Here is a 26,348-nt window from a genome sequence, read left to right on the forward strand (position 1 = left end):
CTAACCAATTTGAAGCGCCCCCGATTTCGGGGGCGTTTTCATGTCATCCGGGGGAGGGGCGTATGAAAACCTTCATGACGTTTATCGTGACCGCGCTGCTGGCTGCCGGTTCCGCTCATGCGGCCGAGCGCGCGCAATTCTACATTCCGGACAAGCCCGCGAAGCTGGTCTATCTCTTTACCTGCGAGGCGGATAACCGAGACGAAATCGACGCGAATTGGGAAAAGGCCAAGGCGATTTTCGCCAGCGATCATCAGGCCGAGGCCGCGCGCCTCGAGACCGAGACCAAGGCGCAGCGCGAGTCCGGTCACGCCCCGAGCCAAGCGGCGATCGACGCTCATAACGTCGAATACAACACGCACAAGGCGGCAGTCGAAGCCGACCTCGCGCCGCTGGGGTGCACCATGAACGGTTTGATGCACATGCCTTGAGCTGACAGGGTCGGGTGATCGCCACTTTCGCGTCACGCAAGCAGTTGCTAGGCTTGATGAAACTTCGACGGAGCCACCCATGAGCCGCCTTCTTCTGCTTACCCCTCTCGTTCTCGCCGCCTGTCAGGTCGGCACGATGCAACCGGGCGCGCCGCGCATGGATCAAGCGGGCACCTGTTTCCTCTACGTGCAGGAAGAGGGTGGCGGCACCTATTCGGTGGTGTCCGGGGTGGGGGATGGAACGCCGCAGCCCAAGGCCATGGTCAAGCGCGGCCTCAGTGCAACCGAGGCAGACGCCGTCTGGGCAAAGGAGCGCAAGATCATGAACATCAATCCCGAATGCCTCGCGATCGTCGCGACCGATCGGTCCGAGGCGCGTCCGGCGCCGAAAAGCTGATGCATCATCGGTTCGAGATCGCGACGACGGGCCCGGGTCTTTATGAGTTCACGCGCGACGTCGCGGCTTGGGTCGCGCGGGCCGATGCGGAGGAGGCGTTGCTCACGCTGTTCATCCGCCACACCTCGGCGAGCCTCGCGATCCAGGAGAATGCCGATCCGGAGGTCCGCACCGATCTGACCGAATTCTTTCATCGGCTGGTGCCGCCCTCGACCGACCCAAGCATGTCCTACCTCACCCATACCTATGAGGGCCCGGACGATATGCCGGCGCATATCAAGTCGGCGCTTCTACCCGTAAGCTTGCAGATTCCCGTCATTTCCGGGCGTATGACGCTCGGAACGTGGCAGGGAATTTACCTTTTCGAACATCGAAGCCGTGCGCACCGTCGCGAGGTCATGGCGCTCCTGCGCTGAGTCTCATTCGCCACAGCCTGCCGCCACATCTGGGGGTGACAGATTTTTCCTACCCAAACGATCGACGCTAGGCTAAGTTCTTGTGGATAAGGGGGGCATGCAGACCCTATCGTGAGGCGGGACAACGAACGGGGGAAAGCGAATGCGCTGCCCATTTTGCGGAAATGTCGATACTCAGGTGAAGGATAGCCGCCCGGCGGAAGATCACGTCGCGATCCGGCGACGTCGGTTCTGCCCGGCCTGCGGCGGTCGGTTTACCACCTACGAACGCGTTCAGCTGCGCGATCTCGTGGTGATCAAGACCTCTGGCAAGCGTGAGGATTTTGACCGCGACAAGCTCGAACGCTCGATCCGGATCGCGATGCAGAAGCGCCCCGTCGAACCCGAGCGGATCGACCAGATGATCTCCGGGATTGTGCGGCGTCTGGAAAGCATGGGCGAGACCGACATCTCCTCGAAGGTGATCGGCGAGATCGTGATGGAGACGCTCGCGCGGATCGACACGGTCGGCTACGTTCGGTTTGCCAGCGTTTACAAGAACTTCCAGGAAGCGGACGACTTCGACAAGTTCGTCTCCGAATTGCGTCCGCCGGGGGCGGGCGACCCGGAGTGACCCAGAACGACCGGCGGTTCATGTCCATGGCCCTGACGCTCGCGCGCCGGGGCCTTGGCAATGTCTGGCCGAACCCGGCCGTAGGCTGCGTGATCGTGAAGGATGGCCGCGTCATAGGGCGCGGCTGGACCCAACCGGGCGGGCGGCCCCATGCGGAGGTGCGTGCGCTCGCGCAAGCGGGGGAGGCGGCGCGCGGCGCGACTGCCTATGTCACGCTGGAACCTTGCGCCCATTACGGAAAGACGCCGCCCTGCGCGCTGGCTCTGTCAGAGGCCGGCGTGGCGCGGGTCGTCTCGGCGATGGAAGACCCCGATCCGCGGGTCTCGGGCGGCGGCCATACGATGCTGCGCGACGCCGGAGTCGCAGTGGAGACCGGGCTCATGGAGGCGGAGGCGCGTGAGCTTCAGGCCGGCTTCCTGTCACGCGTCACGCGCGCCCGGCCGTGGCTCGCGCTCAAGCTCGCCAGCAGTTTCGACGGACGTATCGCCACCTCCACAGGTGAGAGCCAGTGGATCACCGGGCCAGAATCGCGTGCGCTCGTCCATGCCATGCGCGCAGAATTCGATGCGGTCATGGTGGGCGGCGGCACCGCGCGGGCCGATGATCCGCTGCTGACCGTGCGCAGCTTCACGCCCTTGCGCCAGCCGCTGCGGATCGTGGCGTCTGCAAGGCTCAATCTCCCGCGCAATCGGCTTGCTGGGTCACTGGACGCCGCGCCGCTCTGGCTGATCCACGGAGGGGCGGCGCCCAAGGAGGGGAAAGCCTTCTGGCGCGATGCGGGGGCGGAATTGATCGAAGTGGCCGAGACAGTTGGCGGCGGTCTCGATCCGCTGGCGCTAATGGAGGCTCTGGCCGGGTTCGGCCTGACCCGCGTGTTCTGCGAAGGCGGCGGGAAGTTCGCGGCCTCTTTGATCAATGCGGAGCTGGTGGACGAGTTGGTCGGCTTCACGGCGGGCATGGTGCTGGGCGCGGATGGTCGCGCCGGGGTTGGCGATATGGGGGTGAGTGAGTTGGCTTGTGCACCGCGCTACCGGCTGGTCGAGAGCCGCCCGATTGGCGACGACCTGCTTCACCGCTGGCGGCGCCAGACCCACGCGTAGGACGCGAACACCCCCTGCAGCTTCGCGCCGATCCGGTTGAGCGGTCCACGGGGCAGGGCGCGGCCCTCGCTCAGGCGATCCAGAGCGACCTCGACGGGGCAGGGAAGGCCGCTGACCGGGTCGAGGTAGCGCGGATAGGCGATCAGCGCGGCATGGGCGAGGTGCAGCAGATCGGGGCGCACCGTTCTGCGCGCGGGCACTGGCCCGAGATCGCGCGTCAGCCCCCACCCGGCATAGAAGGGCGCACCGAGCGTCGTGACGGCTTTGCCGCGCAGCAACGCCTCGAAGCCGAGACCGGAGGTCATGGTCCAGACCTCGTCCACCGCTTCGATCAGCGCGGCGGTGTCGGCGTCGGGCAGGATCAGGTCGGCGCAGGTCTTGGCGACATCGTCGGGTACCGCGCCGGGGCGGAGGCCAGCGACGACATCGGGATGAGGTTTGAAAAGGATGACTGAATCGGGGTTTTCGGCCCTGATCCTCTCCAAAAGCATCGCATTTGTGCAAGTCTCCCCCGCGCCGAGCCGGATCGAGGCGTCGTCTTCGACTTGCCCCGGCACCAAGATTTTGTGGCCTTCTGGCAGATTGGGAAGCGCGCCGCCGAGATTGTATTTCGTCAGCTTGTTCGCGGTGATCCGGTCGATGAGCTTGCGCGCGCGGGCCTCGCCGCCCGGGGGCAGGGGGCGGGCGATCAACGCTTCCAGATCACTGGGCCGGGTCGGGTCGTAATAGATGCCGGTCCGATCCGCGATCAACGATAGCGGCGGCACGAGTTCTGCACCGAGGCCCCGCGAGCGGAGGAAGCCGTCTTCAACACGGATCGGTGTGCTGTTGGCAGGTGCCTCACGCGAAGCCCAATACAGGAAGGGACGCGCAGGGTCGGGCGTCTCGCTAAAGCGCAGCGGTCCGTGGCGGCCGAAAATTTTGCGCAGATGCGGACGTTTCCAGATCGACATGCCGCCCGCGACATAGCCCCGCCGATCCTCGCGATAGGCCCGGGTTTCGGCCTCAAGCTGATCCACCGCTTCCTCAAAGCTGCACTGGCGCTTGCGACAAGGATCGAACCAGATCGGCGCGAGGATATGCGACACTGCGAAGATTTGCGCGCGGGTCAGGCTACGCGACCGGCGCGGCACGGGGGTTTCGTCCTGCGTGAGGCCCCAGCTTGCGTAGAATGGTTGCCCGAAGACGCGGGGCTTGTGGCCTGCGAGGATCGCCTCGTAGCCCATCAGCGACGAGACGGTATAGACCGCGATGGCGCCCTCGAGTAGCTGCCAAGGGGATACGGGCGCGTCGTAAATCTCGGAATTCGCGTCGCAATCCTCCGGGCTGTAGTGGCCCGGGCGAAGGCCGGCGCGGGTTTCGGGGTGGGTCTTGATCAAGATGCGCGCGCCGGGGTTTTCGATCCGAGCATAGGCCAGCATCTCCCGAAATGTCGCCGCTGTCGCCCTGCCATGGGCGATCGAAGCATCGTTCCGCGTCTGGTCGATAACCAGAACGTAGCCCGGATCGGGGACGGGAAGGTCCGGGTCGAAATTGTTGTATTTCGACAGGTCTGAGGCCTTCAGCCGGGCGATCCCGTCGCGGGCCCGCTGCAAGATGGCACTATCGTCGAGCGGCTCGGTCGCAAGGAGATATTCGAGCCGCGAGGGCTGGGCGCTGTCGAAATGCACGCCCATCGGATCGAGGATCAGGCCCAAAGGCGGCGCGCCGGTCCGGCCCGGCTGGATCGAGCGCAGGAACGCATCCTCCACCCGGATCAGCGGCACACCGCGTTTTGCGGCCACCGCCTCGCCGCGCGCCGCATAGGGCGACCGGCCCCAGACGATCACGCCGTCTTCGGGGCCGGGGACGCCAAGGCGCGGGGCGTGGCCCGCCGCCCGCAAGATCTGGCGCAGGCGCGGCTGTCGCAGCACGCCGCCATTGTAGAAAAAAAGCCGCCGGGGGATCGTCCCGGCGGCCTCGTGTTCGCTGTCGCGGTGCATCAGTTCCCGGCAAGCGTGTTGAGCGTGTTCACCGTTCCCAGCGGCTGGGTAAGGGACGAGAGCGTCTTCTGCCACTGCACGAAGGGCGCCTCGGTGACGTAGACTGTGTCTCCGTCGCGGATCGCGAAATCGCGCGCCATGAACATGCCGTTGGGCTGGGTCAGGTCGAGCACGTAGATCATGCGCTGATCGCCGACCAGATCGGAGCGCCCCAGAACCTTGTCCGCGATCTCGGCAGGCTCGTTGCGCAGGACGAAAACACCGGTCGGATCGGCGAGGTTCGACTGCAGCCCCCCCACGGTCGCGATCGCCTCGAGCGCCGAGAGGGTCTGGGTCTCGAAGGGGACGCGCGATTGCGTACCTGTCGCGCCGAGCGCGGTGAAGGCGCGCTGGTCTTTCTCGACCAGAATCACGTCGCCATTGCGCAGCGCGATATCCATCTTCGGGTTCTCGTAGAGGTCCTTCAGCCAGACCGATTCCGAGCGGCTGCCCCGTTTGACGGTGACACGTGCGACTTCGGCGGGGATGCCGACACCACCGGCGCGCGCGATCATCGCCGAGAGCGTGCGCGTCGGCCGCTCGATCGGGTAGACGCCCTGACCGTTGATTGCGCCCATGACCGACACGGTCGCCCCGTCACCCGCCACGCGGGACACCAGAACCTGCGGGTCCGGGGTCTGCGCATCAAGCTTGGTGGTGATGATGCGACGCAGCCCGTCGGGCGTGTTGCCCGCGGCCTTGATGCGGCCCGCATAGGGCACGAAGATGAAGCCCGCGCCGTCGACCTGCACCTGCTGCAGCTGGGTCGCGTTGGCGCCTTTGCTGGCCAGAAGCCCGTCATCGACGTTTTCCCAGATCGACAGCGAAAGCGTGTCGCCCGGGCGGATTGTGTCGGAGCCGATCTGGCCCGCGTTGACGAAATCGGAGGTGAAGCCGAGAGCCGGCTGCACGGCGGTTGCGCGGGTGACGAAATCGTTCACCTTGACGACGAACGCATCGCCCTGGCGCATCACGGAGCCTGCGAAGAGTTCGCGCTTGTTGGGGCCGGAGCGCGGAAGGCTACAAGATGCAGTCAAAAGAGTGGCGGAAAGGCCCGTCAAAACGGCCCTGCGGGAAGGGGTAATGGTCACTGCTCGAGCTCCTCGTTCGGGATGCTGCTTATCATTTTGTGATCAAGCTACCGAAGCCCCGGGAAAAAAACGAGAAAAATTATCGCACCACCTGCAACTGTTGCCGTGGGGCCGCGTTGCCCGCGACCAGCGCATCATAGGGATCTTCGACCGCCAGCATCATGTCGACCACCTGTCTCAGCAGGGCGCGGCGGCCTTTCGCAGAGTAGAACCCGCCCGGAACCTGGCTCGTTTCCAGCAGGTAGTGGCGGTAGTCGCGATAGGCGCGGCTGTCGGGGCGGGCCGGGCTTGCGAAGAAGGCTTCGAGCGGTTGGGCGGAAGTGAATTCCGGCTTGTCGAAGATCGCTCGGCCCAGCGATTTCAGCGGCAGTCCACGCCACAGCGCCTGTTGCGCCGCGGTGGAATTGACCGTGACCGCAGAGCGCGCTTGCGCCAGCAGCCCCGCCAGCTTGCCGCCGCGCACGAAATGCACGCGCGACGCCAGCCCATGCGCGCGGGCCGCCTTGCGGATCGTGTCGCGGATCGGCGCGCGCCCGTCTTCGAGCGGATGGGCCTTGAAGACGAGGTGGTGATGGGGCGGCGCGCCTTTCGCGAAATTCTCCATCACCAGATCGATGAACTCGGTCTGGCTCGCGAAGGGCGAATGCATCCGGAAGCTGGAATCGTGTTCGAGCTGCAGCAGTACGAGATGATAGGGGAAACCGCCATTCCGGATGCGCCGCGTCGCGCGTCTGCGCTCCAGCATATGCAGCGGCATCAGCAGCAGGCGGCGCAGCCAGAGCCGGAATTCCTGAAACACGGTGATGTCGCGATGCGGGCGGAAACGGCGATAGGGGCCGGGGCGCAGCATCACGAAGAAATGGTAGAGCGCGCCGTAGAACACGTGGTGGCGCATATCGCCCCAACGGGGCGGCGCGTCGGGAAACTCGATTTCGGACTGTGCGAGGGCGGTGCGCATCTGCGCCACCGACATCTCCATCAGCCGGGAATGCCCGTTCGAGCCGCCGCGCTCGTAAGTGACCCAGTAGGGGCGGACGTAGCCCTCTTCGAAGACATGCACGCACAGGCCCATAGCCTTCGCGACCTCGACGGCCTGCGCATGGATCGGGCGGGTGTCGCCATAGAGCACGAGATCGGTGATACCTTTCTCGGCGATCAGGGCGCGCAGGTAACCGACCCACTCCTCCGGCGGGGCGTCGAAGCGCAGATAGGAGGCGCTGTCGAACCAGAAAACTTCGTCCCCGCGATTAAACCCCACGCGCCAAACCGTCGCCCCCGCCTGCCGCAGCATCGCGCCAAGCTGATGAAAGAAGGGACCATGGGGCCCTTGCAGCATCAGGAAGTGGCGATTTTCGAAGCGGTTCATCCAGTCATGTGTCCTTGGCCTGCCTCCCTGATTGCGCAGGATCCGCGCGAAGTCACGGAGTTTGTGGGGTAATCCCTTAAATATTGGACAATTTTAGGGCAGGCGCTGTGCGGGGCTGCGCATAGCGTGACGGGACGGCGGGGCGCTCATCTCTTGCGAAGGCGCGCCCTGCGGGCTAGCTAAGGTCCGAAATCTGAGGGGATATGCCATGTTCACCGGGATCGTGACCGATATCGGAGAAATTCTCGAGCTGGAGCAGCGCGGCGATCTGCGCGCGCGGATCGGCACAAGCTTTGACGTGGGCAGCATCGAGCTGGGCGCGTCGATCGCTTGCGACGGCTGCTGCCTGACCGTGATCGCCACCGGCACCGAGCCGAAAAACTGGTTCGACGTGGAGATCTCCGCCGAGAGCCAGGCCAAGACCAATATCGGCGGCCGCGGCAACGACGCGAGCGGCGGCTGGCAGGTCGGGCAGAAGATCAATCTCGAACGCGCGCTGAAAGTAGGCGACGAGCTGGGCGGTCATATCGTCTCGGGCCATGTCGATGGCGTGGCCGAGATCGTGGCGATGGTGGATGAGGGCGACAGTACGCGGTTTACCTTCCGCGCGCCTGACGCCCTCGCGAAATACATCGCGCCGAAAGGCTCGGTTGCGCTGAACGGTACCTCGCTCACCGTGAACGAGGTCGACGGCGCGACCTTCGGCGTGAACATCATCCCGCACACCAAACAGGTCACCAACTGGGGCCACGCCAAGGCAGGCGACCGGATCAATCTCGAGATCGACACGCTCGCGCGTTACGTCGCGCGGCTGCAGGAGTGGAACGCATGACCTCCGACGGAAAGCCCCTCACCCCGGTCGACAAGTCCGGCACCCATGACGTGCCCGGCGAGGTCGAGGAAAGCCTGCGCCACGCTATCTCGCCTGCCGAAGAGATCATCGCCGAGGCAAAGGCCGGGCGCATGGTGATCCTCGTCGATCACGAGGATCGCGAGAACGAGGGCGACCTGTATATCCCCGCCGAGAAGTGCACCCCCGAAGCGGTGAACTTCATGGCGACATATGGGCGCGGCCTGATCTGCCTGCCGCTCACTGCAGAGCGCGTCGACCAACTGGGCCTTGCGCCGATGGTGCGTGCCAATTCGATGCGCCATGAGACCGCATTCACCGTTTCGATCGAGGCGCGCGAGAACATCACCACCGGGATTTCCGCCCATGACCGGGCGCAGACGATCAAGGTAGCGATCGATCCGAGCAAGGGGCCGCAGGATATCGCCTCGCCCGGCCACATCTTCCCGCTGCGCGCGCGCGACGGTGGTGTGCTGGTGCGCGCGGGCCATACCGAGGCTGCCGTGGACGTGGCCCGTCTGGCCGGGCTCAAGCCCGCTGGCGTGATCTGCGAGATCATGGGCGATGACGGCCACATGCTGCGCCTGCCGGGGCTGATCGCCTTCGGCAAGAAGCACGGGCTGAAGATCGGCACGATCAGTGACCTGATCGCCTATCGTCGCCGTCACGACAATCTCGTGCGCGAGGGCGTGCGCCAGATGGTAAGTTCCAGCCATGGCGGCGACTGGGAGATGCGCGTCTTCACGGATATGGCGGAAGGCGTCGATCACATCGTTCTGGTGAAGGGCGACATCTCGACGCCCGAGCCGGTTCTGGTGCGCACCCATTCGCTCAATATCCTCGATGATGTGCTGGGCATCGGTCCCGGTCCTGCCGACGAGGTGCGCCGCGCGATGGAGATCGTGGCTGCCGAAGGTCGCGGACTGGTCTGCCTCTTCCGCGACCCGTCGAACCGCCTCCTGCGCGAAGAGGATCAGGGGCCGCGCACGATCAAGCAGATCGGTCTGGGCTCGCAGATCCTGTCCTCCATGGGGCTTCACGACCTGATCCTTCTCACCGACAATCCGCAGACGAAATATGTAGGCATCGACGCATACGGCCTGCGTATCGTCGGCACCCGACCCATCACGGAGTAAGACATGGCCGGAATTTCGCATTACACGCTCGAGCTGCCGAAATTCGACAGCGCGCCGCGCCTGCTGATCGTGGTCGCGCCCTATTACAAGGATATCGCGGACAACCTGATCGCGGGCGCGAAGGCCACCGCCGAAGAAGCTGGCGCCCATGTCGACGTGATCGAAGTGCCCGGCGCCTTGGAAATTCCGACCGCGATCGCGATGGCAGCGCGGATGGCCGATTACGACGGCTTCGTCGCGCTTGGCTGCGTAATCCGGGGTGAGACCACCCATTACGAGACCGTCTGCAACGACAGCTCGCGCGGGCTGACGCTGATGGGGCTCGAGGGGATTTGCATCGGCAACGGTATCCTGACGGTCGAGAATTACGAGCAGGCCGCCGTGCGCGCCGATCCCGCCGATCAAAACAAAGGTGGCGGCGCGGCTGCTGCGGCCTTGCATCTTGTCTCATTGTCGCGCAAATGGGCGCGCCGGACGAAGGGCATCGGCTTCAAGCCTGCCGAATCCTTCCGTATCGCCGGCGACACTGACGGATCGAATAACGCATGACCGACGACGCCTCCTCCGACGCGCCCCAAGACGCCCCGAAACCGCGCAAGCTCACTCAAGAGGAGAAGCGCCAGATGAAATCCGCCTCGCGTCTTTACGCGGTTCAGGCGCTGTTTCAGATGGAAGCGGCCGGGCAGGGCGCGGACAAGGTGCGCCGGGAGTTCGAGACCTATCGCTTCGGTGCAATGGACGAGGACGGTACCGAGATGGCCGAGGGCAATCCCGACCTGTTCCGTCGCCTGATCGACGATGCGGTGACGTGGCAGGCGAAGATTGACCAGGCGACCGACCGCGCGCTCGTGGCGAAATGGCCGATCGACCGGATCGACCCGGTGCTGCGCGCCCTGTTCCGCGCCGCCGGGGCCGAGCTGATCACCCCCGCGACGCCGCCGCGCGTCGTCATCACTGAGTTCGTCGATGTGGCGCGCGCCTTCTTCCCCGAGGGCAAAGAGCCGAAATTCGTCAACGCGGTGCTCGATCACATGGCGCGCGCGCTGCAGCCTGACGCGTTCTGAGCGAACGCACCCCGCCCCTTCGCGACACCATGTCACGGGCAAACCCCCGCCGATCTCGCCGTCACCGCATGTTTCCCCGTTTGAAACTTGGGAATATGCACTAAATTGTGAGGTAAGCAGGAGGATTTTTCATGCCCGAACTGGTCCGGCTCTACATCAAGAACGTCGTCATCGGCTTCTTCATCGCGCTCGCCTTCGTTGGCCTGCTTCTCGGCTTCAACGTCGGCAATCTGCGTCACCTGATTTTCACCTCGGATGTCGGTTACATCGCGATGGCGCTGCTGATCGTCTTCAACACGGTCGTCTTCTCCGGTGTGCAATTCGCGATCGCCGTGATGCGCATGGCCGAGGATGAGGACAGTTCCGGCGGCGGTAAGCGCGACGGTATCCCCACCGATATGGCCGCCGAGCAACTGGCGATCCCGGTGCCCGTCGATACGCCCAAGTCGCGCCAGCAGATGCAGCTGCGTCGCTGAACGTGTCCAAGTCTCAAGACGGCAAAAGCCCCGACCGATCCGGCGGGGCTTTTTGCTGTCTGGCGGGAAGCGAAGTGACGGAAACCGCAGCAGACGTGTAGACGAGAGTTCCCGGAGACCTGAAAAGTCAGGTGGGCGCCAGATACCGAGGCCAGGACCCCGGCAGAGCCAGCTCCCTCAGGAATGGTATAGGCCACTGGAAAAGGGTCTTTCACGGAAAGAGCAGTAACCGTCAGACCCCGAGATAGGGGCGAAAACGCGTTCCGACAAGGGGGTGAATTCAACGAGGTGAACGACGCATGGGGACGACTGCCTCGCACGGGCGGAATTGCCTGCAGGGTCAGGGCGCGCCGCAGCGGCGGCTGGACATTTGTTCATACTTCGTTCATGGTTTCCGCATGACACAAATTCCGCTTTCCGATCTGCAGCCGGGGCAGGTGCTTGCGCGCGGGACGGCCCGGGCGCTGTCCGAGCTTGGCCTCGACAGCGTGCCGGAGATGGTGCTGCGCCCGCGGCTGCGCGCCGATCTGATGGCAATCGACCGGAAAGGAGAGATCTGGATCGTGGAGTGCAAGTCGAGTCGCGCCGATTTCACTTCGGACCGGAAATGGGACGGCTATCTCGAATGGTGCGACCGCTACTTCTGGGCAGTGGACCAGGATTTCCCGACCGATCTGCTGCCCGAGGGAACGGGACTCTTCATCGCGGATGGCTACGGTGCCGAGATGATCCGCGAGGCGCCACTCTCCAAGCTCGCGCCAGCGCGGCGCAAGGCGCTGACGCTCGATTTCGCGCGCGCGGCGGCGCGGCGGTTGCAGAGGCTGTACGATCCGGGCGCGAATCCGCCCGGAGTCTGATGCCCGGGCTCAGCGCTTCTTGCCTTTGCCCTTGCCGCCCTTGCTCATCTCGCGCGCGGCTTCGGCAGCGGCTTGCAGTTCTTCGGCGATTTCCATCGCCTCGTCGGGATCGAAATCGAGCGGCAGCTCTACGCCTTCGCCCTCGACATAGATCCGCACCATCCCGAGCGAGGTCGGGCCGATTTGCAGATTCGCGGAGATGTCGCTTTCCTTGTCGATGCTCATCGAAAACTCCTGAGAGGTTGGATGGAAAATGCACCTAACCCCCGCGACGTGCGCAGGCAAGACTTGGTGCGAATTTCTCGCCATCGGACACTTGCATTCCGCGCGAGAGGGGGCTAAATCCCGCGCCAGTGCCGCCTTAGCTCAGTTGGTTAGAGCGCTGGATTGTGGATCCAGAGGTCCCCCGTTCAAGCCGGGGAGGCGGTACCATCCTCCCCTGAAAACCGTTATAGATGATATTTCGCCTCATGCGCTGGACTTTTCCGCGCAGTGATCAATCTTGTCTCCTCGAACAATGCGGAGGCTGAATGCCCGTCTATACTGAATACGAATTACCGGACACGCTCGTCAGCTATTGCGACAAGTCGAATGTCGCGCTGACCATCGCCGCCGTCGATCGTGAGGACGTGCCGCTTGTCTACGTGAATCAGGCGTTTCTCAATCTGACCGGGTATTCCGCTGATGAGGTTTTGGGGCAGAACTGCCGCTTCCTGCAGGCAGGCGCCGCGACCGAAGAAGAACGCGCCGCGATGCGGGAGTTCATCGACGACGAGGAGATTTCCGCGGGTCGCTTTCGCGTCACCAACAGCCGCGCGAATGGCGAGACTTTCCAGAATTTCGTCTTCATGACGCGGTTGCGCAAACCCGATGGCGAAACGCGGTTGATTCTCGGGTCGCAGTTCGACCTGACCTCCGCCGCCGAACGTCAGAACGTGAAGGCTGATCTTGCGGCGAATGACTCGAGCCTGCTGCGCAATGCCGACGATCTCGCCGCGATCTCGCGCGGGTTTGGCCTGGCGATGATCGGCTCCGCCAAGGTCCTGTCGGAGAGTCTTTCAACCATGGCTACGATCATCTACCGTGAGGGCTGAGAATGGCTGCGGCCACGGTTATGTGTTCGACACTATGTCAAATGTTATTGCAGGGTTCTGAGACCAGTGACACCGATCTGCGGATGAACTGCAAAGATAACGATAGAGAAGGGCGCGCGGGCCGCGTCCTTTTGATCGCGCGCTGCGCGGATCGGCGGGCCATAAGGTGACCGACACCCCCGAGGATCTATATGTTGTCGGCATCGGCGCCTCCGCCGGTGGGCTTGAAGCGCTTCGCGATCTGCTGGAGCCTGCGCGTGCGGACGACCCGAGCGCCTATGTCGTCGTCCAACACCTCGATCCGAACCACGAATCCCTGCTGGCCGAGTTGCTCGGCCGGTCGACCTCGCTGGAAGTGCTACAGGCCGAAGATGGCGCCAAGCTGGAGGCTGGGCACGTCTACACGATCCCACCGGGCTATGGGCTTGAGGTAGAGAACGGCCATCTGAAGCTTTCGGAATTCGCCCAGCCGCGCGGTCTGCGCCGACCGATCGACGATTTCTTCGTGTCGCTGGGGCAGGATCTCGGGCGTCGGGCGGTCTGCGTGATCCTGTCGGGCACGGGCACGGATGGCTCGGTCGGGTTGCGCGCGGTCAAGGAACACGGCGGGTTCTGCATCGCGCAGGATGCCACGGCGCGCTACGACTCGATGCCCAATTCGGCTGTCGCGACCGGGATGGTCGACGTGGTCAGCGCGCCTGCCGACGTGATCGCGCGTATCACCGAATTCCGCAATGTCGATCCCGAGCAGGTCAATACCGCGCCGCCGGTTTCAGGCACGCTGGACGAGATCTGCTCTGCGCTGAATCGCCTGACGGGGCATGATTTCTCGCAGTACAAACGCTCGACGCTCGAGCGCAGGATTCAGCGCCGGATGCAGGTCGTGGGCATTCTTCATCCGCGCGAATATCTCGAACGGCTCGAACGAGAGGAAGACGAACCCTTGGCGCTGCTCGGCGATCTTTTGATCAACGTCACCCGCTTCTTCCGCGACAGCGAGCATTTCGAGGCGCTCAACGAGGCAGCCATCAAGCCGATGGTCGAGAAGGCCGAGGATGGCGGCGCGCTGCGCATCTGGGTGCCCGGCTGTTCGAGCGGCGAAGAGGCCTACACGCTGGCGATGCTCATCGATCGCGCGATCCATGCGAGCGGCAAGGAGATCGATTTCCAGATCTTCGCTACCGATATCGACGAACGGATGCTCGCGATCGCACGCGAGGGACGTTATCCGGTCTCGGTTCTGCTCGATCTGCCGGAAATGTATCGCGACACCTATACGGTCGGACGCGATGGCAATTTCCAGATCACCGTCGCGCTGCGCGACCGGGTGCGCTTCTCGCCACATTCGCTGATTAAGGATCCGCCATTTTCGCGTCTCGACATGGTCTCCTGCCGCAACTTGCTGATCTATTTCGGTGACAAGCTGCAGGCGCGGGCGCTGCCGATCTTCCATTACGCGCTCAACCCGGGCGGCGTTCTCTTCCTCGGCCCATCCGAGACGATCGGGCGGCACGAGGAGCTGTTCGAGCCGATCGACGGGGCGATGCGCATCTTCCGCAGCATTGGACCACGGTCACCTTACCCGACCGAACTGCCTATGCGCTCCGACCCTCATACGCGGCTTGCTCCGCTTCGACCAAAAACGACTGATAGAAGACCCAGAGACTGGAACACGACCTTGGCCAGCAATCGTATCCTCGATCTTTATGCGCCCGCGACGCTGAATGTCGATCGCGATGGAGCGATCCTCGCCGCCACCGGGCGCCTGGGCAAGTATCTCGAGATCGATCCGTCCGAGACCGGGCAGGGCTATGCGCAATCGCTCGCACGGGCGGGGCTGCGCGAGGCGCTTTCCGCCGTCATCCACGAGTCGGCTGAACTCGGGACGCGCAAGATCGTCCGCGACGTCGAAGTGATCTCGGAAACCGGGCGGCAGCGCGTCGACGTGCTCGCCGATCCGCTCTCGGACGACACGCTGCTGATCGTGTTCCGCGACCGTGGCCCGTTCGAGGCGCTCGACGAATACGATTTCGACGAGATCGCGCCCTCCGAGAGCCATGTGCAGGTCTTGGAAGCGGAGCTGCGCGCCACCCGCAACCGCCTGCGCACCACCGTCGAAGAGTTGGAAACCGCAAACGAAGAGCTCAAATCCTCCAACGAGGAAATGATGTCGATGAACGAGGAGTTGCAATCGACCAACGAAGAGCTCGCGACGGTCAATGACGAGCTGAAGACCAAGGTCGAGGAGCTTTCGACCGCGAATGCCGACCTGCGCAATATCTTCGATTCCAAGCTTCATGCGCTGGTGACGGTTGATCGCAAGCTACGCCTGCGCAACTTCACCGACGGCGCGAGCGAGATGATCCGCCTGCGCGGCAGCGATCGTGGCCGACCGCTCGGCGACATCAAGAACATGCTCGACACGCCGGAAGTCATGATTGAGTTGATCGATGCGGTGCTCGAGGGCGAGCTGCCGCGGCCCTGTCGGGTCAAATCCACCGAGCTCGACAAGGTCTGGTCGCTTGCCGCCACGCCTTATCTGAATGCGCGCGGCAATGTTGAAGGCGCGACGCTCGTCTTCACCGACATCACCGAGGCGCTGCGTCTCGAGACCGAACTCACGCAGAAGGGCGAACGGCTCCAACTCGCGCTGGAAATCGCACAGATCGGCATCTGGTCGATCATCGAGCCTAGCGGCGAGGTGGAGGTCGACGAGGCTGTCGCCGCATTCTTCGAACTCGAGGCTGCGGGCACCTATCCGCTCGAGCGGTTCTTCGAACGCGTGGCCGAGCATGACCGGGACGCCGTAGAACATGCGGTGCGCGAAGCGCGCGAGAAGGGCGTCGATATGGAGGTCGACCACGAGCTCGACCTTCCCTCCGGGACGAAGCGCCACCTGCGCGCCACTGGCCGGATGATGGGCGAAGGCAAGGAAAGCCGTCTGTTGGGCCTCAGCGTCGATATCACCGCCGATGAAGAGGCCGCGCAGATGCGCGAATTGATGCTGCGCGAGATGAACCACCGGGTGAAGAACCTGTTTTCCATCGTTTCGGGCATGCTGCGCATCGCGGGACGTACCGCCTCGAGCCCGCGCGAGCTGGTCGATGACGTCGGTCAGCGGATCAACGCGCTCGCGCGCTCGCACGATCTGGCGCGCACCCGGACGAGCGGCGCGGCTATTCCGCTGCGCGAGGTTATCGAGACGACCCTCGCGCCGTATGACGATCCCTCGAAGTTCCTGATCGATGGGCCGGAGGTCGACGTTCCGACGCATCACCTGACCGCACTTGCGTTGATTTTCCACGAATGGAGCACCAATGCCGCGAAATACGGGGTATTGGGGCCACGCGAGGGCGATCTCGAGATCACTTGGTCGAAGGAAAACGACGACACTGTGATACTTTCGTGGAACGAGCGCTACCGTGAGGCGTTGCAGCTCGACACGAACAAACAGGGCTTCGGCTCGACGTTGGTCGATATCTCCGCCAGCCAGATTTCGGCGCGGGTCGACACGCGTCAGACGCCGGAAAGCCGTTGCAACAGGATTATCTTCGCACATGAAATCGACGGCGACGCTGACTGAGAAAGCACCGAGCGAGGTGCTCCTTGTCGAAGATGAAGCCGTCGTCGCGCTTGATCTTCAATTCATGCTGGAAGATCTCGGGATGGAGGTCTGGGGACCCTGCGCCACGGTTCGCGCGGGTCTGGACTTGGTCCGCGAGCGTCTGCCCGGTGCCGCGATCCTCGACGTGATGCTGGCCGATGGTGAGGTCTACGAACTCGCCGACCGGCTCCACGAGGCGGGGGTGCCGCTCCTGTTCCATTCCGGACATGCGGAGGCCTCTCAGCTGCGCGAGCGCTACCCCGGTGCCGCGGTCTGCCCGAAGCCGGCTATGCCGTCCGAGATCGAAGCGAAGCTTGCGAAATGGTTCATTCCATCTGATTGAATTCGTCCAACTGCGACTGATCGATCCGCGCCAGAAGATCGCCCGCGGCGTGGCTGACATGGTGGTCGCGGTGGCGTAGCGCGTAGAAGGGCCGCGGGGCGAGTTGCAGCTCCCAATCTCTGACCGTGCCAAGGCTCAGCGCCCGCGCGACGACATGGGCCGAGAGAATGGTGATCCCGGCCCCCGCCTCGACCGCGCTCAGCACCGCCTCGTTCGATGGCAAAACCAGCGCGGCCGAGAGCGCGCCGGGCGCGACGCCCAGGTCGGCGAGGGCGGCTTCGGCGGTGGAACGCGTGCCCGAGCCGGGTTCGCGCAGAACCCAGTTCGCTTCGCTCAACGCGCGCGCATCCAGTTTGCCGGGCGGCGGGGCCGCACTGACCAATATCAGCTGATCCGCGCCGATCTGAACGCGCTCCAGCTTCGCATCCTCGACATCGCCTTCGACCAGCGCGAGATCGTGCAGGCCCGCGCGCAGCCGGTCCGCGGCTTCCTGTGTATTGCCGATTTCCAGCGTCACCTCGATCCCCGGGCGCGCCTGCCGGAAGGCGGCAAGATATGGCGGCAGCCAATAGCCCGCGATGGTCTGACTGGCGACTAGACGGATATGCCCTCGTTCGAGCCCGCGGGTCTCGGCGAGCATCGCCTCCGCCTCGGCGAGCCGTGCCAGCACCGCGCGCGCCTCTGGCAGAAAGGCGCGACCTTCCTCGGTCAGAGAAATTCCCCGCCCAATCCGGTCGAACAGGGCGATCTGATGACGCGTCTCCAGGGCCGCGATGGCGGCGGAGGCGGTGGATTGCGTCATGTTCAGCCGCGCCGCGGCGCGGGTCATATGCTGCTCTTCCGCGACCGCGACAAATACGCGGAGCTGTTCAGGCGTCATCCCTGCGTCCCTTCAATTAATCGATTTAACCGATCATATCGACAAAAACATTTTGTTTGAAGAATGAATTGTGGCGGGCAAATACAGGGTACGTGCTGACCCCGAGGAGACCGTCTTGCCGCTTCATTCGATCCTGCCCTGCCGTTTCGCCCGTCCGCAGCTCGCGCTTCGCGCTTACGCTCCTGGGGTCGGGTTGAGCATCGGCGTCGCCGCGCTCGCGGCGTTGGGCGGTATGGCAGAGCACGCGCTGTTCGGGGCGGAATGGCTGGAGCCGTTGGTGCTGGCGATCCTGATCGGGGCGGTGGTGCGCTCCCTCTGGGCTCCGCCTGCACGTTTCGAGGCCGGTATCCGCTTCTCGGCCAAGACGGTGCTGGAGATCGCGATCGTGCTGCTCGGCGCCTCGGTGAGCGCACAGACCCTGTTGTCGGTCGGTCCGGGCTTGCTGGCCGGGATTGTCGCCGTGGTCGCGCTCATGGTGCCTACCGCATATCTGCTGGGGCGGGCCTTGCGCCTGCCGGCCCGGATGGCATTGCTGATCGCCTGCGGCAACGGTATCTGCGGCAATTCCGCCATCGCCGCCGTCGCCCCGGTGATCGACGCGGACAGCGACGATGTCAGTGCCGCGATCGCGTTCACCGCCGTGCTCGGCGTGGCGGTGGTTCTGTTGCTGCCGGTCGTCGGCCATGTGGCGGGAATGAGCGTCAACGGTTACGGGATCCTGTCGGGGATCACCGTCTATGCGGTGCCGCAAGTTCTGGCTGCAGCGGCGCCGATGGGGGCCGGGGCGATCCAGCTCGGCACGCTGGTGAAGCTGGTGCGGGTCCTGATGCTGGGGCCGATCACCGTGGTACTGTCGTTTCTCGCGCCGCACCTGCCGGCGGATGGACGCTCTGCCGCGCCGGAAGGGCGTGTGCGGCGTGGACTCATGCCGCCGCTTTTCATCCTCGGGTTTCTCGGGATGATCGTGCTGCGCTCTGCCGGGGCGCTGCCGGAAGTCGCGCTGGCGCCGATGGGGCAGGGGGCGTCGATCCTGACGGTGATCGCGATGGCAGCGCTGGGGCTTGGCGTCGATGCTCGGGCGGTGGCAGCCGCCGGGCCGCGCGTGATCGCGACGGTGACGCTGTCGCTGGTGATGCTCGTGGCGGCTGGTCTCGGCCTTGTGAGCTTGCTCGCCGCCTGAGCTCTCGCGCTGGATGCACGGCCAGATCGCTCCGTTTCGCAATTTCGCACGGCCCCCTGTGCAGGGGACCCATGTTGATCCTCGCGACACAGAAGATATGTGGGATGGGACAAAACGTTAGCAGGCTAACTTTATTCCCGAGGCCCCCATGTCCGACCGTGCCGCAGAACTATCCGTGCCCAGCGAAGCCGCCCGCCGCGACCGTGCCGAGTTGACGCGCACGATGATGCTGACGGCGCGTTCGGTGCGCGCGATGTTCGACGCACAGGCGCGGGACATGGGGCTGACCTTCGCGCGGGCGCAGGCCATCCTTGCGATCTCGCGCGACGAGGGGATGAGCCAGCGGCAACTGGCGGAAACGCTGGTGATCGAGACGCCGACGCTGAACCGCACGCTCGACGGGCTGGAGAAGCTCGGCTTCGTGGAGCGGCGCGCCGATCCCAAGGACAAACGCGTCCGCCAGATTTTCCTGACCGATCACGCCCGTGCGAACGCCTCCGAGATCGAGACCTTCGTCGAGGCGCTGCGCGCGCAGCTCTACGAAGGACTCGACGCCGACGAGGTCGCCCGCGCCCGCAAGACGATGGAGCGGATGCAGGCCAACCTCGAAAGGATGCGCGGCCAATGAATTCCCAGATTCGCAATCTCAACGGCCCGGATGCGCGTCCGACGGCCGCCGAACCGGTATCGCCGGACGAGCGGACGCTGCGCGAGCGCGCGCGGTCTGAAGAGGCGGAGACGCGACCCGCAACCGAGGCCGCCGCAGAGCGTGAAGTCAAGCAAGACGAAGCCACAGCGGCAGAGACTGCAGAGCCGGACGCCGCGCCGCAGCCCGCCGCTCCGCCAGAGCCCGACCATTCCGGTGCAAAGCGGGTCGTCTATGCCAGCGCAGCCGTTTTCGTGGCGCTGTCGCAATCGCTCGCGACCGGTTTCGTCTCGGCCAACCTGCCGCAGCTGGCGGGCGATCTTCACGCCACCACGAACAACACCTATTGGGTGATGGCGGCCTTCATGGCGCCGCGCGCCTCTATGCCGCTGATGCTGATCCGTATCCGCGACCAGTTCGGTCTGCGGCGCTTCGCCGAGGTGGGGATCGTCTGCTTCGTGCTGGCGATGGTGCTGAATCTCTGGGTCGACGACCTGCATTCCGCGGTGATCGTGGCGTTCCTGAGTGGCTGCGCCGCCGCGCCGCTGTCGAGCCTCGGCTTTCTCTACATGCTGGAGGCCATACCCGCTGCACAGCGTCTGAAGGTGGCTATCCCCGCCGTGCTGACGATGATCATGGTGGGCAGGCCTCTGGCGCGGGTGCTGCTGCCGGACCTCACCGCGAATGCCAGTTGGCACGCGGTGAGCCTTTTCCAGATGGGCATGGCGCTGGTGGCGCTGGCGCTGATTTTCGCGCTGCCGCTTACGCCGCGCCCTCTGCAAAAGGTGCTCAAACCGCTCGATTTCGTCTCCTTCAGCCTGCTCGCGCTCGGGTTCGGGGCGTTCACCAGCGTCTTCATGTTCGGGGCGCTAGATTACTGGACGCAGACCGAATGGTTGGGCGTGGCGTTCGTGGCGGCCATCGGGATGGTCGCGGGCGCGGTGCTGATCGAGATGCAGCGCCCCAATCCGCTGATTGATTTCCACTGGCTGCTGAGCCCGCCAATCCTGCATCTGGCGGGAACGCTTCTAGTGTTCCGCATCGCGCTCGCCGAGCAGAGCGCGGGCGCGGTCGGCTTCCTGCGCACCATGGGGCTTCAGCCCGGGCAGGAGCAGTTGCTGTTTGGGATCATCGCGCTGTCGATGCTCGCCGCGACCGGCGTGCTGATGCTGACCAATAGCGGGGCGCGTGCGCCGCTGTTTCACGGCATCGCACTGGTTCTGATCGCGGCTGGGGCGTGGCTCGATTCGCAATCGACCGCGCTCACCGGGCCCGAGCAGATGTATCTCAGCCAGGCGATGGTCGGTTTCGCGGGCATCCTGTTTCTGCCGCCCGCGATGGCGAAAGGGCTGGGGGCGGCCTTCGCGAAGGGACCGCATTACCTGCTGAGCTTCGTCGTGCTGTTCCTGGCCACGCAATCCATCGGCGGGGTCATCGGCTCCGGCCTGTTCCGCTCGCTGGTGGTCGACCGCACCGCCTATCACATGGCGCAGCTTTCGCCGCAGATTTCGCCCGACAATCCGATGTTGAGCCAGACCCTCGCGCAGAGTGCTGCTTCGCTTGGTGGCCAGACCGCGGATGCGGGCGCACGGGCCGGGGGCGCGCTGTCCTCCGTCGCCTCCGCGGTGCAGCAGCAGGCCGCGATCCTCGCTTATGACGATGCGTTCCGCGCGGTCTTCTGGTTCGCGCTGGCGGCGCTCGCCGGGCTGATCGCCCATGTCGCATTGCAGCGAAGCTGGCCGCTCCCGCGCCTTACGCCCTCCACCCCTGTTTCCACGAGTTGATCCGATGTCCCAGACCCGCCGCTATATTGCTTCTGCCCTGATCCTTTTGATCGCGCTCGCCGGTGTCGCGACCGTGCTCTATGCATGGCGCCTTCCGCCTTTCCGTTCCGACGTCGCATGGACCGACAATGCTTATCTGCAGGGCAAGGTCACGCCGATCTCCGCGCAGGTCGCGGCCGAAGTCACGGCGGTGCCGGTCAGCGATTTCGAGGAGGTCAAGAAGGGCGATGTGCTGGTGCGGCTGGACGATCGCGCGTTGAAAGCGGCGGTGGAACAGGCGCAGGCCGCGCTTGAGACGGCGAAGGCCGCGCAATCCAACGGGGCGCAGGCGGTGAACTCGGCCAAGGCGACGCTGGAGGCGAAACAGGCCGCGCTCGCCTCGGCGAAAGCGGCGCAGGCCACCGCGCAGACCGCGCGCGACCGGGCCTCGAAGCTGACGAAGAAAAGCTATGTCTCGCAATCGGATGCCGATCAGGCGCAGCTTACGCTCGATCAGGCGAAGGCGGGCGTGCAAGAGGCGCAAAGCGCCATCGATGTGGCCCAACAAGCGGTTCAGACGGCGGAATTGAACAAACGCTCGCTCGCCGCGAAGACCGATGCCGCGCAGGCGTCGCTGGATGCGGCGCAGGTGGCGCTCGATCATGCGGTGATCCGTGCGCCCCAGGATGGGCGGCTGGGTCAGGTTTCGGCTCGGGTCGGCAAGTTCGTCAGCGCCGGGAGCACGCTGGTTTCGCTCGTGCCCTCCGACCTCTGGCTGATCGCGAATTACAAGGAGACCCAGCTGGCAGGGCTGCGCATGGGTGAGCCGGTGACCTTTACCGTCGACGCTCTGGGGAAGACCGAGTTCAGAGGCCATATCGAACGGTTCTCGCCTGCCACGGCAGGGCAGTTCAGCCTGCTGTCGGGCTCCAATGCGACCGGCAACTTCACCAAGATCGCGCAGCGCGTGCCGGTGCGCATCTCGATTGACCCGGATCAGCCGCAGACTGCGAGACTGGCCCCGGGACTGTCGGCCGAGGTCAGCGCGCCGCAGCACGGATCCTGACCTTGCGACAGCTATGCGGAAGATGCAGCGCGGCTATGTCGAATAAGCTATTTCTGCGGCGCAGCATCTGTGCGAAAACAATCTCAACGCAGCGAGCAATTCGCTGCACCAGTTCCTGAGGCTCTCTCCTCCTCCCTGAGCCTCGGAAATTGGCGGTGGCCTCTCTCCTCCTCCCTGAGGTCACCGCCTCCTCCTCCCTGAGGTCACCGCCTCCTCCTCCCCTCCGATGACTGACGTAAGCCGCTTAACCGCGGTATTTCCTTTGTGGGAAGCGCTTGACGGTGGCCTGTGTCATGCGGGCTGCGTCGCGGGCTTACTTGACCGCTACGAGAAGTTCATAGCTCGAGGGCGCATTGGTGCTGTTGATCACCTCGATCACATGATCGCCCGACTGGAGAAGCTGACCGCGGTAATCCTTGCTCGTCGTCATGTCGCCCAAGAGAGGGCTCTTGTCGGGGTTGTAGATTCGGTAGGTGAGGGGGGGGCTTCCTGCACCATCACCCGAAGGTTCAGATCCTGCCCGTCCCGCGCGTTGAGCAGGTAACGGCGCGATTTCCCGGGCTGGAGACCCCCGTGAAGTCGCGCATCCGAACTGCCTGAGGCGAAACGCGCGTGTTCCTGACCTGAGCCTGTCACTATCTTCGGTTTCGGACTCGGGGCGGCCTCCGCTCGAGTCGGTGTCCCGGTGCCTTCGATCAAATACTCTCCCGCAGCCCAGCCCTCGAAGCCAGGATCGGCGAGCGTCGCAACTTGGCACCAACGGCGCCCCTCTGCCATGCTACACCCGAGATTGCGCAGATTCTGCCCATCCGCGAGGCGGGTGACGATGCTTGCCCCGGTCGACGGGGCCGAGCGCATGTTCAGGGTCGCGACGTCATTGATCGGATCGGTGAACTCACCCGTGATGATCGCCTCGTCCCCAAGCCCCTTGCCGGGCGCGCGAGAAGGGGCGTTCACGATGACAGGGTATCAGTTCGTGCTTAACCAGGATCGCGACCGTCGCGACGATTGGGCCGAGAAGCTCCTGTCCCTCTATCGCGACATCGACGGGTTCCTGCTCGAGCGCAGCTCCGAAGGGCCGTACCTGTTCGATGAGTTCGGGCTTGTCGAGACCGTATTCACTCCGATGTTCAAGAGGTTCTGGTTCCTCGACTATTACGAAGGTTTTCAGTTGCCCGAGGGTGTCGGGTATGACCGGGGCCGCGTGTGGCGGGAAGCCTGCATGGCCCACGAGGCGACGGAGCAGGTGAGCCGCGAAGAGATCGTCAAACTCTATTGCGACTACGCGCACGGAGCAGGGAATGGGGCGCTCCTCGACGGGTGGTCGGTCTCGAGCTTCATCTTCACCCCGCCTTGGCAGGACCGGCCGTGGCCGCCGCGCGACAAGTATTCCGGCGCCGCAAGTGACGAGGCGCTCGGCCTCGTGGCCTGAACGCTTCGGAGTGACGGAGGGCACCGAAACTCCTTCGTTTCCTAGCTGTAGCCATCCCTTTTGGCACTCCTTGGGTCCCGCACTCGAAAAAGACGTTTGACAAAAAATTGGAACGTTCCTATTAATTTTGGAACGTTCCTAAAATTGTTTTGGCGAACGCGCGGTTGAACAGGGAGAAGCGGACTATGGGCACGATTGTCAGTGCGTCGGAAGCGGTAGGGAAGATTGCGGATGGTGCTGTCATCACGGTTTCCTCGTCTTCGGCGTTGGGGTGTCCCGACTCCGTGCTCAAGGCGATCGGCGAGCGCTTCGATCGGGAGCAGCATCCGAAAAACATCACCACGATCCACCCGATCGCCGCGGGGGACATGTACGGGGTGAAGGGCATCGACCACATCGCGAAGGATGGTCTGCTCGATACCGTTCTGGCAGGATCCTACCCGTCGGGCTCCTCGAACCTGCCGATGCCGGAAATCTGGAAGATGGTCGTTGAGGATCGGGTGGCAGCCTATAACGTGCCCTCCGGCATCCTGTTCGATATGCATCGCGAGGCGGCGGCGCGCCGTCCGGGCGTGATGACCAAGGTCGGCTTGAAGACCTTCGTCGACCCCGAGCGCGAGGGCTGTGCGATGAACGATCGCGCAGCAGGCGCGCCCATCGTGCGCCGGGTGGAGTTCGATGGCGATACATGGCTGCACTTTCCGAACATCTACCCCGACGTCTGCATCCTGCGCGCCACCACCGCGGATGAGCGCGGCAATCTGACCTATGAGCACGAGGGGGCCTATCTCGGCGGGCTCGAGCAGGCGATTGCCGTCCGCAACAATGGCGGGCTGGTGATCGCGCAGGTGGAGCGCGTCACGGCTGCGGGCTCCCTGCGCCCCCACGATGTCCGGGTTCCGGGGCATCTTGTGGACTGCGTGGTCGTGGACGAGGATCAGAAACAAACCTGCGAGACGCCCTACGATCCGGCGATCTCGGGGCAAGTGATGCGTCCGTGGTCGAGCTTCGAATTGGCCGGACATGGCATCGAGAAGGTCATCGCACGGCGCGCAGCAATGGAGCTTCGCGGCGGCATGACCGCCAATCTCGGTTTCGGGATTTCGGCGATGGTGCCGCGCATCCTGCTCGAAGAGGGCCACCATGATGCGGTCACCTGGGCGATCGAACAAGGCGCAGTGGGCGGGATGCCCTTGACCGGATTTGCCTTCGGCTGTGCGTCGAACGCCGATGGCTATGTGCCCTCGCCCCAGCAATTCATCTATTTCCAGGGCGCCGGGTTCGACATGTCCTTCCTGTCCTTCCTCGAGGTCGACGTGCAGGGGAATGTGAATGTCTCCAAGCTCGGCAAGAAACCTTACCTCACCGCAGGCTGCGGCGGCTTCGTCGATATCACCGCCCATGCGCGCAAGATCGTCTTCTCGGGCTGGTTCGAGGCAGGCGCGCAGATGGAGATGGACGAGGCTGGCATCCGCGTCCGCGCGCCCGGCAAGTTCACCAAGATGGTCGACCGGGTCGAACATGTGACCTTCTCCGGGGAGCGTGCGCGAGAGCAGGGGCAGGAGGTGCTCTATATCACCGAGCGCTGCGTGATGCGGCTCGATGACAAGGGGCTCATCGCCACCGAAATCATGCCGGGGATCGAACCTGAGCGCGATATCGTCGGCGCCTCCGAGGGGCGTGTGCGCGTGGCGGAGAATGCCGTCACCATGTCCACGAAGCTTCTCGCCGACGCCCCGATGGGGTGGACGCCATGAGTGACATTCACCTGATCATCGACGGCGCGGTGGCAGAGCTGCGTCTCGACAACCCGGCGAAGATGAACGCCCTCACGGTCGAGATGCTGAGCGCGCTCGAGGCGCATCTCGATCGGATCGAAAGAGACGTCGAGATTCGCTGCGTGCTGGTGAGCGCCGAGGGCGACCGGGCTTTCTGCACCGGGGCGGATATCAACGGATGGGGCGATCTGAGCCCGGCCGAGTTCGCGCGGCATTGGGTCCGCGACGGACACCGGATTTTCGACCGGCTCGCGCGCCTCTCGAAGCCGACGATTGCGGTGCTGAACGGACACGCCTTCGGGGGCGGTCTCGAACTTGCCGCAGCCTGCGACCTTCGGGTCATGGCACCCGGCGCCAGCCTTGCCCTCCCGGAAGCTGGCGTCGGGATCGTTCCCGGCTGGTCGGGCACGCAGCGGCTGATGCGTCTGCTGCCCGAACCAATGGTGAAGGAGTTGGCGCTTTTCGGTCACCGCGTGAAGGCCGACCGGGCGCTGGCGGTCGGCTTCGTGGCCGCGGTCTCCGACGATCCGCGCGCGGCAGCGCAGACCCTGATCGACCGTGCGCTCGGGCTGTCGCCCCGCGCCGTCGAAATCACGAAATCGATGATCCATGTCGCGGCGGGCGAAGATCGCGGTGCCATGGCTGAGGCGCTCGGAAGTGCCGCCATTTCGGCCAGCGAAGATCGCGCCGAAGGGGTCACGGCTTTCCGCGAGAAACGCAAACCTAATTTTTCGGGACTTTGAA

At 64.4% G+C, this 26,348-nt stretch carries 26 protein-coding genes and 1 tRNA gene; 22 read left to right on the forward strand and 5 right to left on the reverse strand.

Going from position 1 to position 26,348, the window contains the following annotated elements; genetic code table 11:
* Nucleotides 1–62 precede the first annotated feature (62 nt).
* The 5 genes from B6V74_RS07615 (at nucleotide 63) to ribD (ending at nucleotide 2,957) form a co-directional block, all read left to right on the forward strand.
* Nucleotides 63–431, forward strand: coding sequence for a hypothetical protein (locus B6V74_RS07615; protein WP_088722428.1), 369 nt, complete (start codon nucleotides 63–65; stop codon nucleotides 429–431).
* Between the two features lie 79 nt (nucleotides 432–510).
* A complete protein-coding gene (locus B6V74_RS07620; protein ID WP_088722429.1) occupies nucleotides 511–828 on the forward strand; it encodes a hypothetical protein in 318 nt (105 codons plus the stop codon).
* Nucleotides 828–1,244, forward strand: coding sequence for a secondary thiamine-phosphate synthase enzyme YjbQ (locus B6V74_RS07625; protein WP_075774213.1), 417 nt, complete (start codon nucleotides 828–830; stop codon nucleotides 1,242–1,244). The genes B6V74_RS07620 and B6V74_RS07625 overlap by 1 nt, the downstream gene beginning before the upstream one ends.
* A 142-nt stretch (nucleotides 1,245–1,386) precedes the next feature.
* A complete protein-coding gene (gene nrdR / locus B6V74_RS07630) occupies nucleotides 1,387–1,857 on the forward strand; it encodes a transcriptional regulator NrdR (protein WP_075774214.1) in 471 nt (156 codons plus the stop codon).
* Nucleotides 1,854–2,957, forward strand: coding sequence for a bifunctional diaminohydroxyphosphoribosylaminopyrimidine deaminase/5-amino-6-(5-phosphoribosylamino)uracil reductase RibD (gene ribD / locus B6V74_RS07635; RefSeq protein WP_088722430.1), 1,104 nt, complete (start codon nucleotides 1,854–1,856; stop codon nucleotides 2,955–2,957). The genes nrdR and ribD overlap by 4 nt, the downstream gene beginning before the upstream one ends.
* Here the strand turns inward: ribD and B6V74_RS07640 are convergent.
* The 3 genes from B6V74_RS07640 to B6V74_RS07650 form a co-directional block, all read right to left on the reverse strand.
* Nucleotides 2,927–4,939 (reverse strand): capsular polysaccharide biosynthesis protein, encoded by a 2,013-nt coding sequence (locus B6V74_RS07640; protein ID WP_088722431.1) that lies wholly within the window; start codon nucleotides 4,937–4,939, stop codon nucleotides 2,927–2,929. The two genes, ribD and B6V74_RS07640, sit on opposite strands and share 31 nt — an antisense overlap.
* Nucleotides 4,939–5,949 (reverse strand): polysaccharide biosynthesis/export family protein, encoded by a 1,011-nt coding sequence (locus tag B6V74_RS07645; RefSeq protein ID WP_088722432.1) that lies wholly within the window; start codon nucleotides 5,947–5,949, stop codon nucleotides 4,939–4,941. The genes B6V74_RS07640 and B6V74_RS07645 overlap by 1 nt, the downstream gene beginning before the upstream one ends.
* Before the next feature lie 199 nt (nucleotides 5,950–6,148).
* Nucleotides 6,149–7,435 carry a capsular biosynthesis protein gene (locus B6V74_RS07650; RefSeq protein WP_088719703.1) on the reverse strand — a complete coding sequence of 429 codons (1,287 nt, stop codon included), beginning with the start codon at nucleotides 7,433–7,435 and terminating at the stop codon, nucleotides 6,149–6,151.
* Nucleotides 7,436–7,643: 208 nt separating this feature from the next.
* Here B6V74_RS07650 and B6V74_RS07655 point away from each other — a divergent pair, with 208 nt between their 5' ends.
* The 6 genes from B6V74_RS07655 (at nucleotide 7,644) to B6V74_RS07680 (ending at nucleotide 11,818) form a co-directional block, all read left to right on the forward strand.
* On the forward strand, nucleotides 7,644–8,267 hold the full coding sequence (locus tag B6V74_RS07655; RefSeq protein WP_088722433.1) for a riboflavin synthase: 624 nt from the start codon (nucleotides 7,644–7,646) through the stop codon (nucleotides 8,265–8,267).
* Entirely contained in the window at nucleotides 8,264–9,421 is a 1,158-nt protein-coding gene (gene ribB / locus B6V74_RS07660; protein ID WP_075774220.1) for a 3,4-dihydroxy-2-butanone-4-phosphate synthase, read from the forward strand. Before B6V74_RS07655 ends, ribB begins: the two co-directional genes overlap by 4 nt.
* Before the next feature lie 3 nt (nucleotides 9,422–9,424).
* Nucleotides 9,425–9,970 carry a 6,7-dimethyl-8-ribityllumazine synthase gene (locus B6V74_RS07665; RefSeq protein ID WP_075774221.1) on the forward strand — a complete coding sequence of 182 codons (546 nt, stop codon included), beginning with the start codon at nucleotides 9,425–9,427 and terminating at the stop codon, nucleotides 9,968–9,970.
* Complete coding sequence (gene nusB / locus B6V74_RS07670; RefSeq protein WP_088722434.1) at nucleotides 9,967–10,485, forward strand: transcription antitermination factor NusB; 519 nt, start codon at nucleotides 9,967–9,969, stop codon at nucleotides 10,483–10,485. Before B6V74_RS07665 ends, nusB begins: the two co-directional genes overlap by 4 nt.
* Before the next feature lie 131 nt (nucleotides 10,486–10,616).
* Nucleotides 10,617–10,961 carry a hypothetical protein gene (locus B6V74_RS07675; protein WP_088722435.1) on the forward strand — a complete coding sequence of 115 codons (345 nt, stop codon included), beginning with the start codon at nucleotides 10,617–10,619 and terminating at the stop codon, nucleotides 10,959–10,961.
* A gap of 398 nt (nucleotides 10,962–11,359) precedes the next feature.
* Nucleotides 11,360–11,818: an MmcB family DNA repair protein gene (locus B6V74_RS07680; protein WP_075774342.1), complete on the forward strand. Its 459-nt coding sequence runs from the start codon at nucleotides 11,360–11,362 to the stop codon at nucleotides 11,816–11,818.
* Nucleotides 11,819–11,827: 9 nt separating this feature from the next.
* On the opposite strand, the gene B6V74_RS07685 is transcribed toward B6V74_RS07680, so the two are convergent.
* Complete coding sequence (locus B6V74_RS07685; RefSeq protein WP_075774224.1) at nucleotides 11,828–12,043, reverse strand: DUF6324 family protein; 216 nt, start codon at nucleotides 12,041–12,043, stop codon at nucleotides 11,828–11,830.
* Between the two features lie 130 nt (nucleotides 12,044–12,173).
* Between B6V74_RS07685 and B6V74_RS07690 the strand changes: the two genes are divergently transcribed.
* From B6V74_RS07690 to B6V74_RS07705, 4 genes are all read left to right on the forward strand, one after another.
* Nucleotides 12,174–12,250: transfer RNA gene (locus B6V74_RS07690), tRNA-His, on the forward strand.
* Nucleotides 12,251–12,348: 98 nt separating this feature from the next.
* Nucleotides 12,349–12,912, forward strand: a complete 564-nt coding sequence (locus B6V74_RS07695) for a PAS domain-containing protein (RefSeq protein WP_088719706.1) — start codon at nucleotides 12,349–12,351, stop codon at nucleotides 12,910–12,912.
* Nucleotides 12,913–13,078: 166 nt separating this feature from the next.
* Nucleotides 13,079–16,495 carry a CheR family methyltransferase gene (locus tag B6V74_RS07700; protein WP_088719707.1) on the forward strand — a complete coding sequence of 1,139 codons (3,417 nt, stop codon included), beginning with the start codon at nucleotides 13,079–13,081 and terminating at the stop codon, nucleotides 16,493–16,495.
* Nucleotides 16,470–16,859: a response regulator gene (locus B6V74_RS07705; RefSeq protein ID WP_075774227.1), complete on the forward strand. Its 390-nt coding sequence runs from the start codon at nucleotides 16,470–16,472 to the stop codon at nucleotides 16,857–16,859. The genes B6V74_RS07700 and B6V74_RS07705 overlap by 26 nt, the downstream gene beginning before the upstream one ends.
* Here the strand turns inward: B6V74_RS07705 and B6V74_RS07710 are convergent.
* Nucleotides 16,843–17,739, reverse strand: a complete 897-nt coding sequence (locus B6V74_RS07710) for a LysR substrate-binding domain-containing protein (protein WP_088722436.1) — start codon at nucleotides 17,737–17,739, stop codon at nucleotides 16,843–16,845. The genes B6V74_RS07705 and B6V74_RS07710 overlap by 17 nt on opposite strands.
* A gap of 115 nt (nucleotides 17,740–17,854) precedes the next feature.
* Between B6V74_RS07710 and B6V74_RS07715 the strand changes: the two genes are divergently transcribed.
* From B6V74_RS07715 to B6V74_RS07750, 7 genes are all read left to right on the forward strand, one after another.
* Nucleotides 17,855–18,919, forward strand: coding sequence for a putative sulfate exporter family transporter (locus B6V74_RS07715; protein ID WP_206184201.1), 1,065 nt, complete (start codon nucleotides 17,855–17,857; stop codon nucleotides 18,917–18,919).
* Between the two features lie 148 nt (nucleotides 18,920–19,067).
* Nucleotides 19,068–19,547 (forward strand): MarR family transcriptional regulator, encoded by a 480-nt coding sequence (locus tag B6V74_RS07720; RefSeq protein ID WP_077701293.1) that lies wholly within the window; start codon nucleotides 19,068–19,070, stop codon nucleotides 19,545–19,547.
* Complete coding sequence (locus tag B6V74_RS07725; protein ID WP_088722437.1) at nucleotides 19,544–21,349, forward strand: MFS transporter; 1,806 nt, start codon at nucleotides 19,544–19,546, stop codon at nucleotides 21,347–21,349. Before B6V74_RS07720 ends, B6V74_RS07725 begins: the two co-directional genes overlap by 4 nt.
* A gap of 4 nt (nucleotides 21,350–21,353) precedes the next feature.
* Nucleotides 21,354–22,394, forward strand: a complete 1,041-nt coding sequence (locus tag B6V74_RS07730) for an HlyD family secretion protein (RefSeq protein WP_088722438.1) — start codon at nucleotides 21,354–21,356, stop codon at nucleotides 22,392–22,394.
* A gap of 826 nt (nucleotides 22,395–23,220) precedes the next feature.
* The gene (locus B6V74_RS07740) at nucleotides 23,221–23,826 is read left to right on the forward strand and encodes a hypothetical protein (RefSeq protein ID WP_240497072.1); all 606 of its coding nucleotides are present in this window, start codon (nucleotides 23,221–23,223) and stop codon (nucleotides 23,824–23,826) included.
* Between the two features lie 185 nt (nucleotides 23,827–24,011).
* Nucleotides 24,012–25,583: a CoA-transferase gene (locus B6V74_RS07745; RefSeq protein WP_088722441.1), complete on the forward strand. Its 1,572-nt coding sequence runs from the start codon at nucleotides 24,012–24,014 to the stop codon at nucleotides 25,581–25,583.
* Nucleotides 25,580–26,347 carry an enoyl-CoA hydratase/isomerase family protein gene (locus B6V74_RS07750; protein WP_088722442.1) on the forward strand — a complete coding sequence of 256 codons (768 nt, stop codon included), beginning with the start codon at nucleotides 25,580–25,582 and terminating at the stop codon, nucleotides 26,345–26,347. The genes B6V74_RS07745 and B6V74_RS07750 overlap by 4 nt, the downstream gene beginning before the upstream one ends.
* Nucleotide 26,348 lies beyond the last annotated feature (1 nt).

It is taken from the genome of Thioclava sp. F42-5, assembly GCF_002213195.1.
Classification (GTDB): Bacteria; Pseudomonadota; Alphaproteobacteria; order Rhodobacterales; family Rhodobacteraceae; genus Thioclava; species Thioclava nitratireducens.

Bases quoted from the DNA above. Each gene is read 5' to 3' on its own strand.
- B6V74_RS07615 (WP_088722428.1), top strand. From the start codon at position 63: ATGAAAACCTTCATGACGTTTATCGTGACCGCGCTGCTGGCTGCCGGT.
- B6V74_RS07620 (WP_088722429.1), top strand. From the start codon at position 511: ATGAGCCGCCTTCTTCTGCTTACCCCTCTCGTTCTCGCCGCCTGTCAG.
- B6V74_RS07625 (WP_075774213.1), top strand. From the start codon at position 828: ATGCATCATCGGTTCGAGATCGCGACGACGGGCCCGGGTCTTTATGAG.
- nrdR (WP_075774214.1), top strand. From the start codon at position 1,387: ATGCGCTGCCCATTTTGCGGAAATGTCGATACTCAGGTGAAGGATAGC.
- B6V74_RS07640 (WP_088722431.1), bottom strand. From the start codon at position 4,939: ATGCACCGCGACAGCGAACACGAGGCCGCCGGGACGATCCCCCGGCGG.
- B6V74_RS07645 (WP_088722432.1), bottom strand. From the start codon at position 5,949: ATGCGCCAGGGCGATGCGTTCGTCGTCAAGGTGAACGATTTCGTCACC.
- B6V74_RS07650 (WP_088719703.1), bottom strand. From the start codon at position 7,435: ATGAACCGCTTCGAAAATCGCCACTTCCTGATGCTGCAAGGGCCCCAT.
- B6V74_RS07655 (WP_088722433.1), top strand. From the start codon at position 7,644: ATGTTCACCGGGATCGTGACCGATATCGGAGAAATTCTCGAGCTGGAG.
- ribB (WP_075774220.1), top strand. From the start codon at position 8,264: ATGACCTCCGACGGAAAGCCCCTCACCCCGGTCGACAAGTCCGGCACC.
- B6V74_RS07665 (WP_075774221.1), top strand. From the start codon at position 9,425: ATGGCCGGAATTTCGCATTACACGCTCGAGCTGCCGAAATTCGACAGC.
- nusB (WP_088722434.1), top strand. From the start codon at position 9,967: ATGACCGACGACGCCTCCTCCGACGCGCCCCAAGACGCCCCGAAACCG.
- B6V74_RS07675 (WP_088722435.1), top strand. From the start codon at position 10,617: ATGCCCGAACTGGTCCGGCTCTACATCAAGAACGTCGTCATCGGCTTC.
- B6V74_RS07680 (WP_075774342.1), top strand. From the start codon at position 11,360: ATGACACAAATTCCGCTTTCCGATCTGCAGCCGGGGCAGGTGCTTGCG.
- B6V74_RS07685 (WP_075774224.1), bottom strand. From the start codon at position 12,043: ATGAGCATCGACAAGGAAAGCGACATCTCCGCGAATCTGCAAATCGGC.
- B6V74_RS07695 (WP_088719706.1), top strand. From the start codon at position 12,349: ATGCCCGTCTATACTGAATACGAATTACCGGACACGCTCGTCAGCTAT.
- B6V74_RS07705 (WP_075774227.1), top strand. From the start codon at position 16,470: ATGAAATCGACGGCGACGCTGACTGAGAAAGCACCGAGCGAGGTGCTC.
- B6V74_RS07710 (WP_088722436.1), bottom strand. From the start codon at position 17,739: ATGACGCCTGAACAGCTCCGCGTATTTGTCGCGGTCGCGGAAGAGCAG.
- B6V74_RS07720 (WP_077701293.1), top strand. From the start codon at position 19,068: ATGTCCGACCGTGCCGCAGAACTATCCGTGCCCAGCGAAGCCGCCCGC.
- B6V74_RS07725 (WP_088722437.1), top strand. From the start codon at position 19,544: ATGAATTCCCAGATTCGCAATCTCAACGGCCCGGATGCGCGTCCGACG.
- B6V74_RS07730 (WP_088722438.1), top strand. From the start codon at position 21,354: ATGTCCCAGACCCGCCGCTATATTGCTTCTGCCCTGATCCTTTTGATC.
- B6V74_RS07740 (WP_240497072.1), top strand. From the start codon at position 23,221: ATGCTTGCCCCGGTCGACGGGGCCGAGCGCATGTTCAGGGTCGCGACG.
- B6V74_RS07745 (WP_088722441.1), top strand. From the start codon at position 24,012: ATGGGCACGATTGTCAGTGCGTCGGAAGCGGTAGGGAAGATTGCGGAT.
- B6V74_RS07750 (WP_088722442.1), top strand. From the start codon at position 25,580: ATGAGTGACATTCACCTGATCATCGACGGCGCGGTGGCAGAGCTGCGT.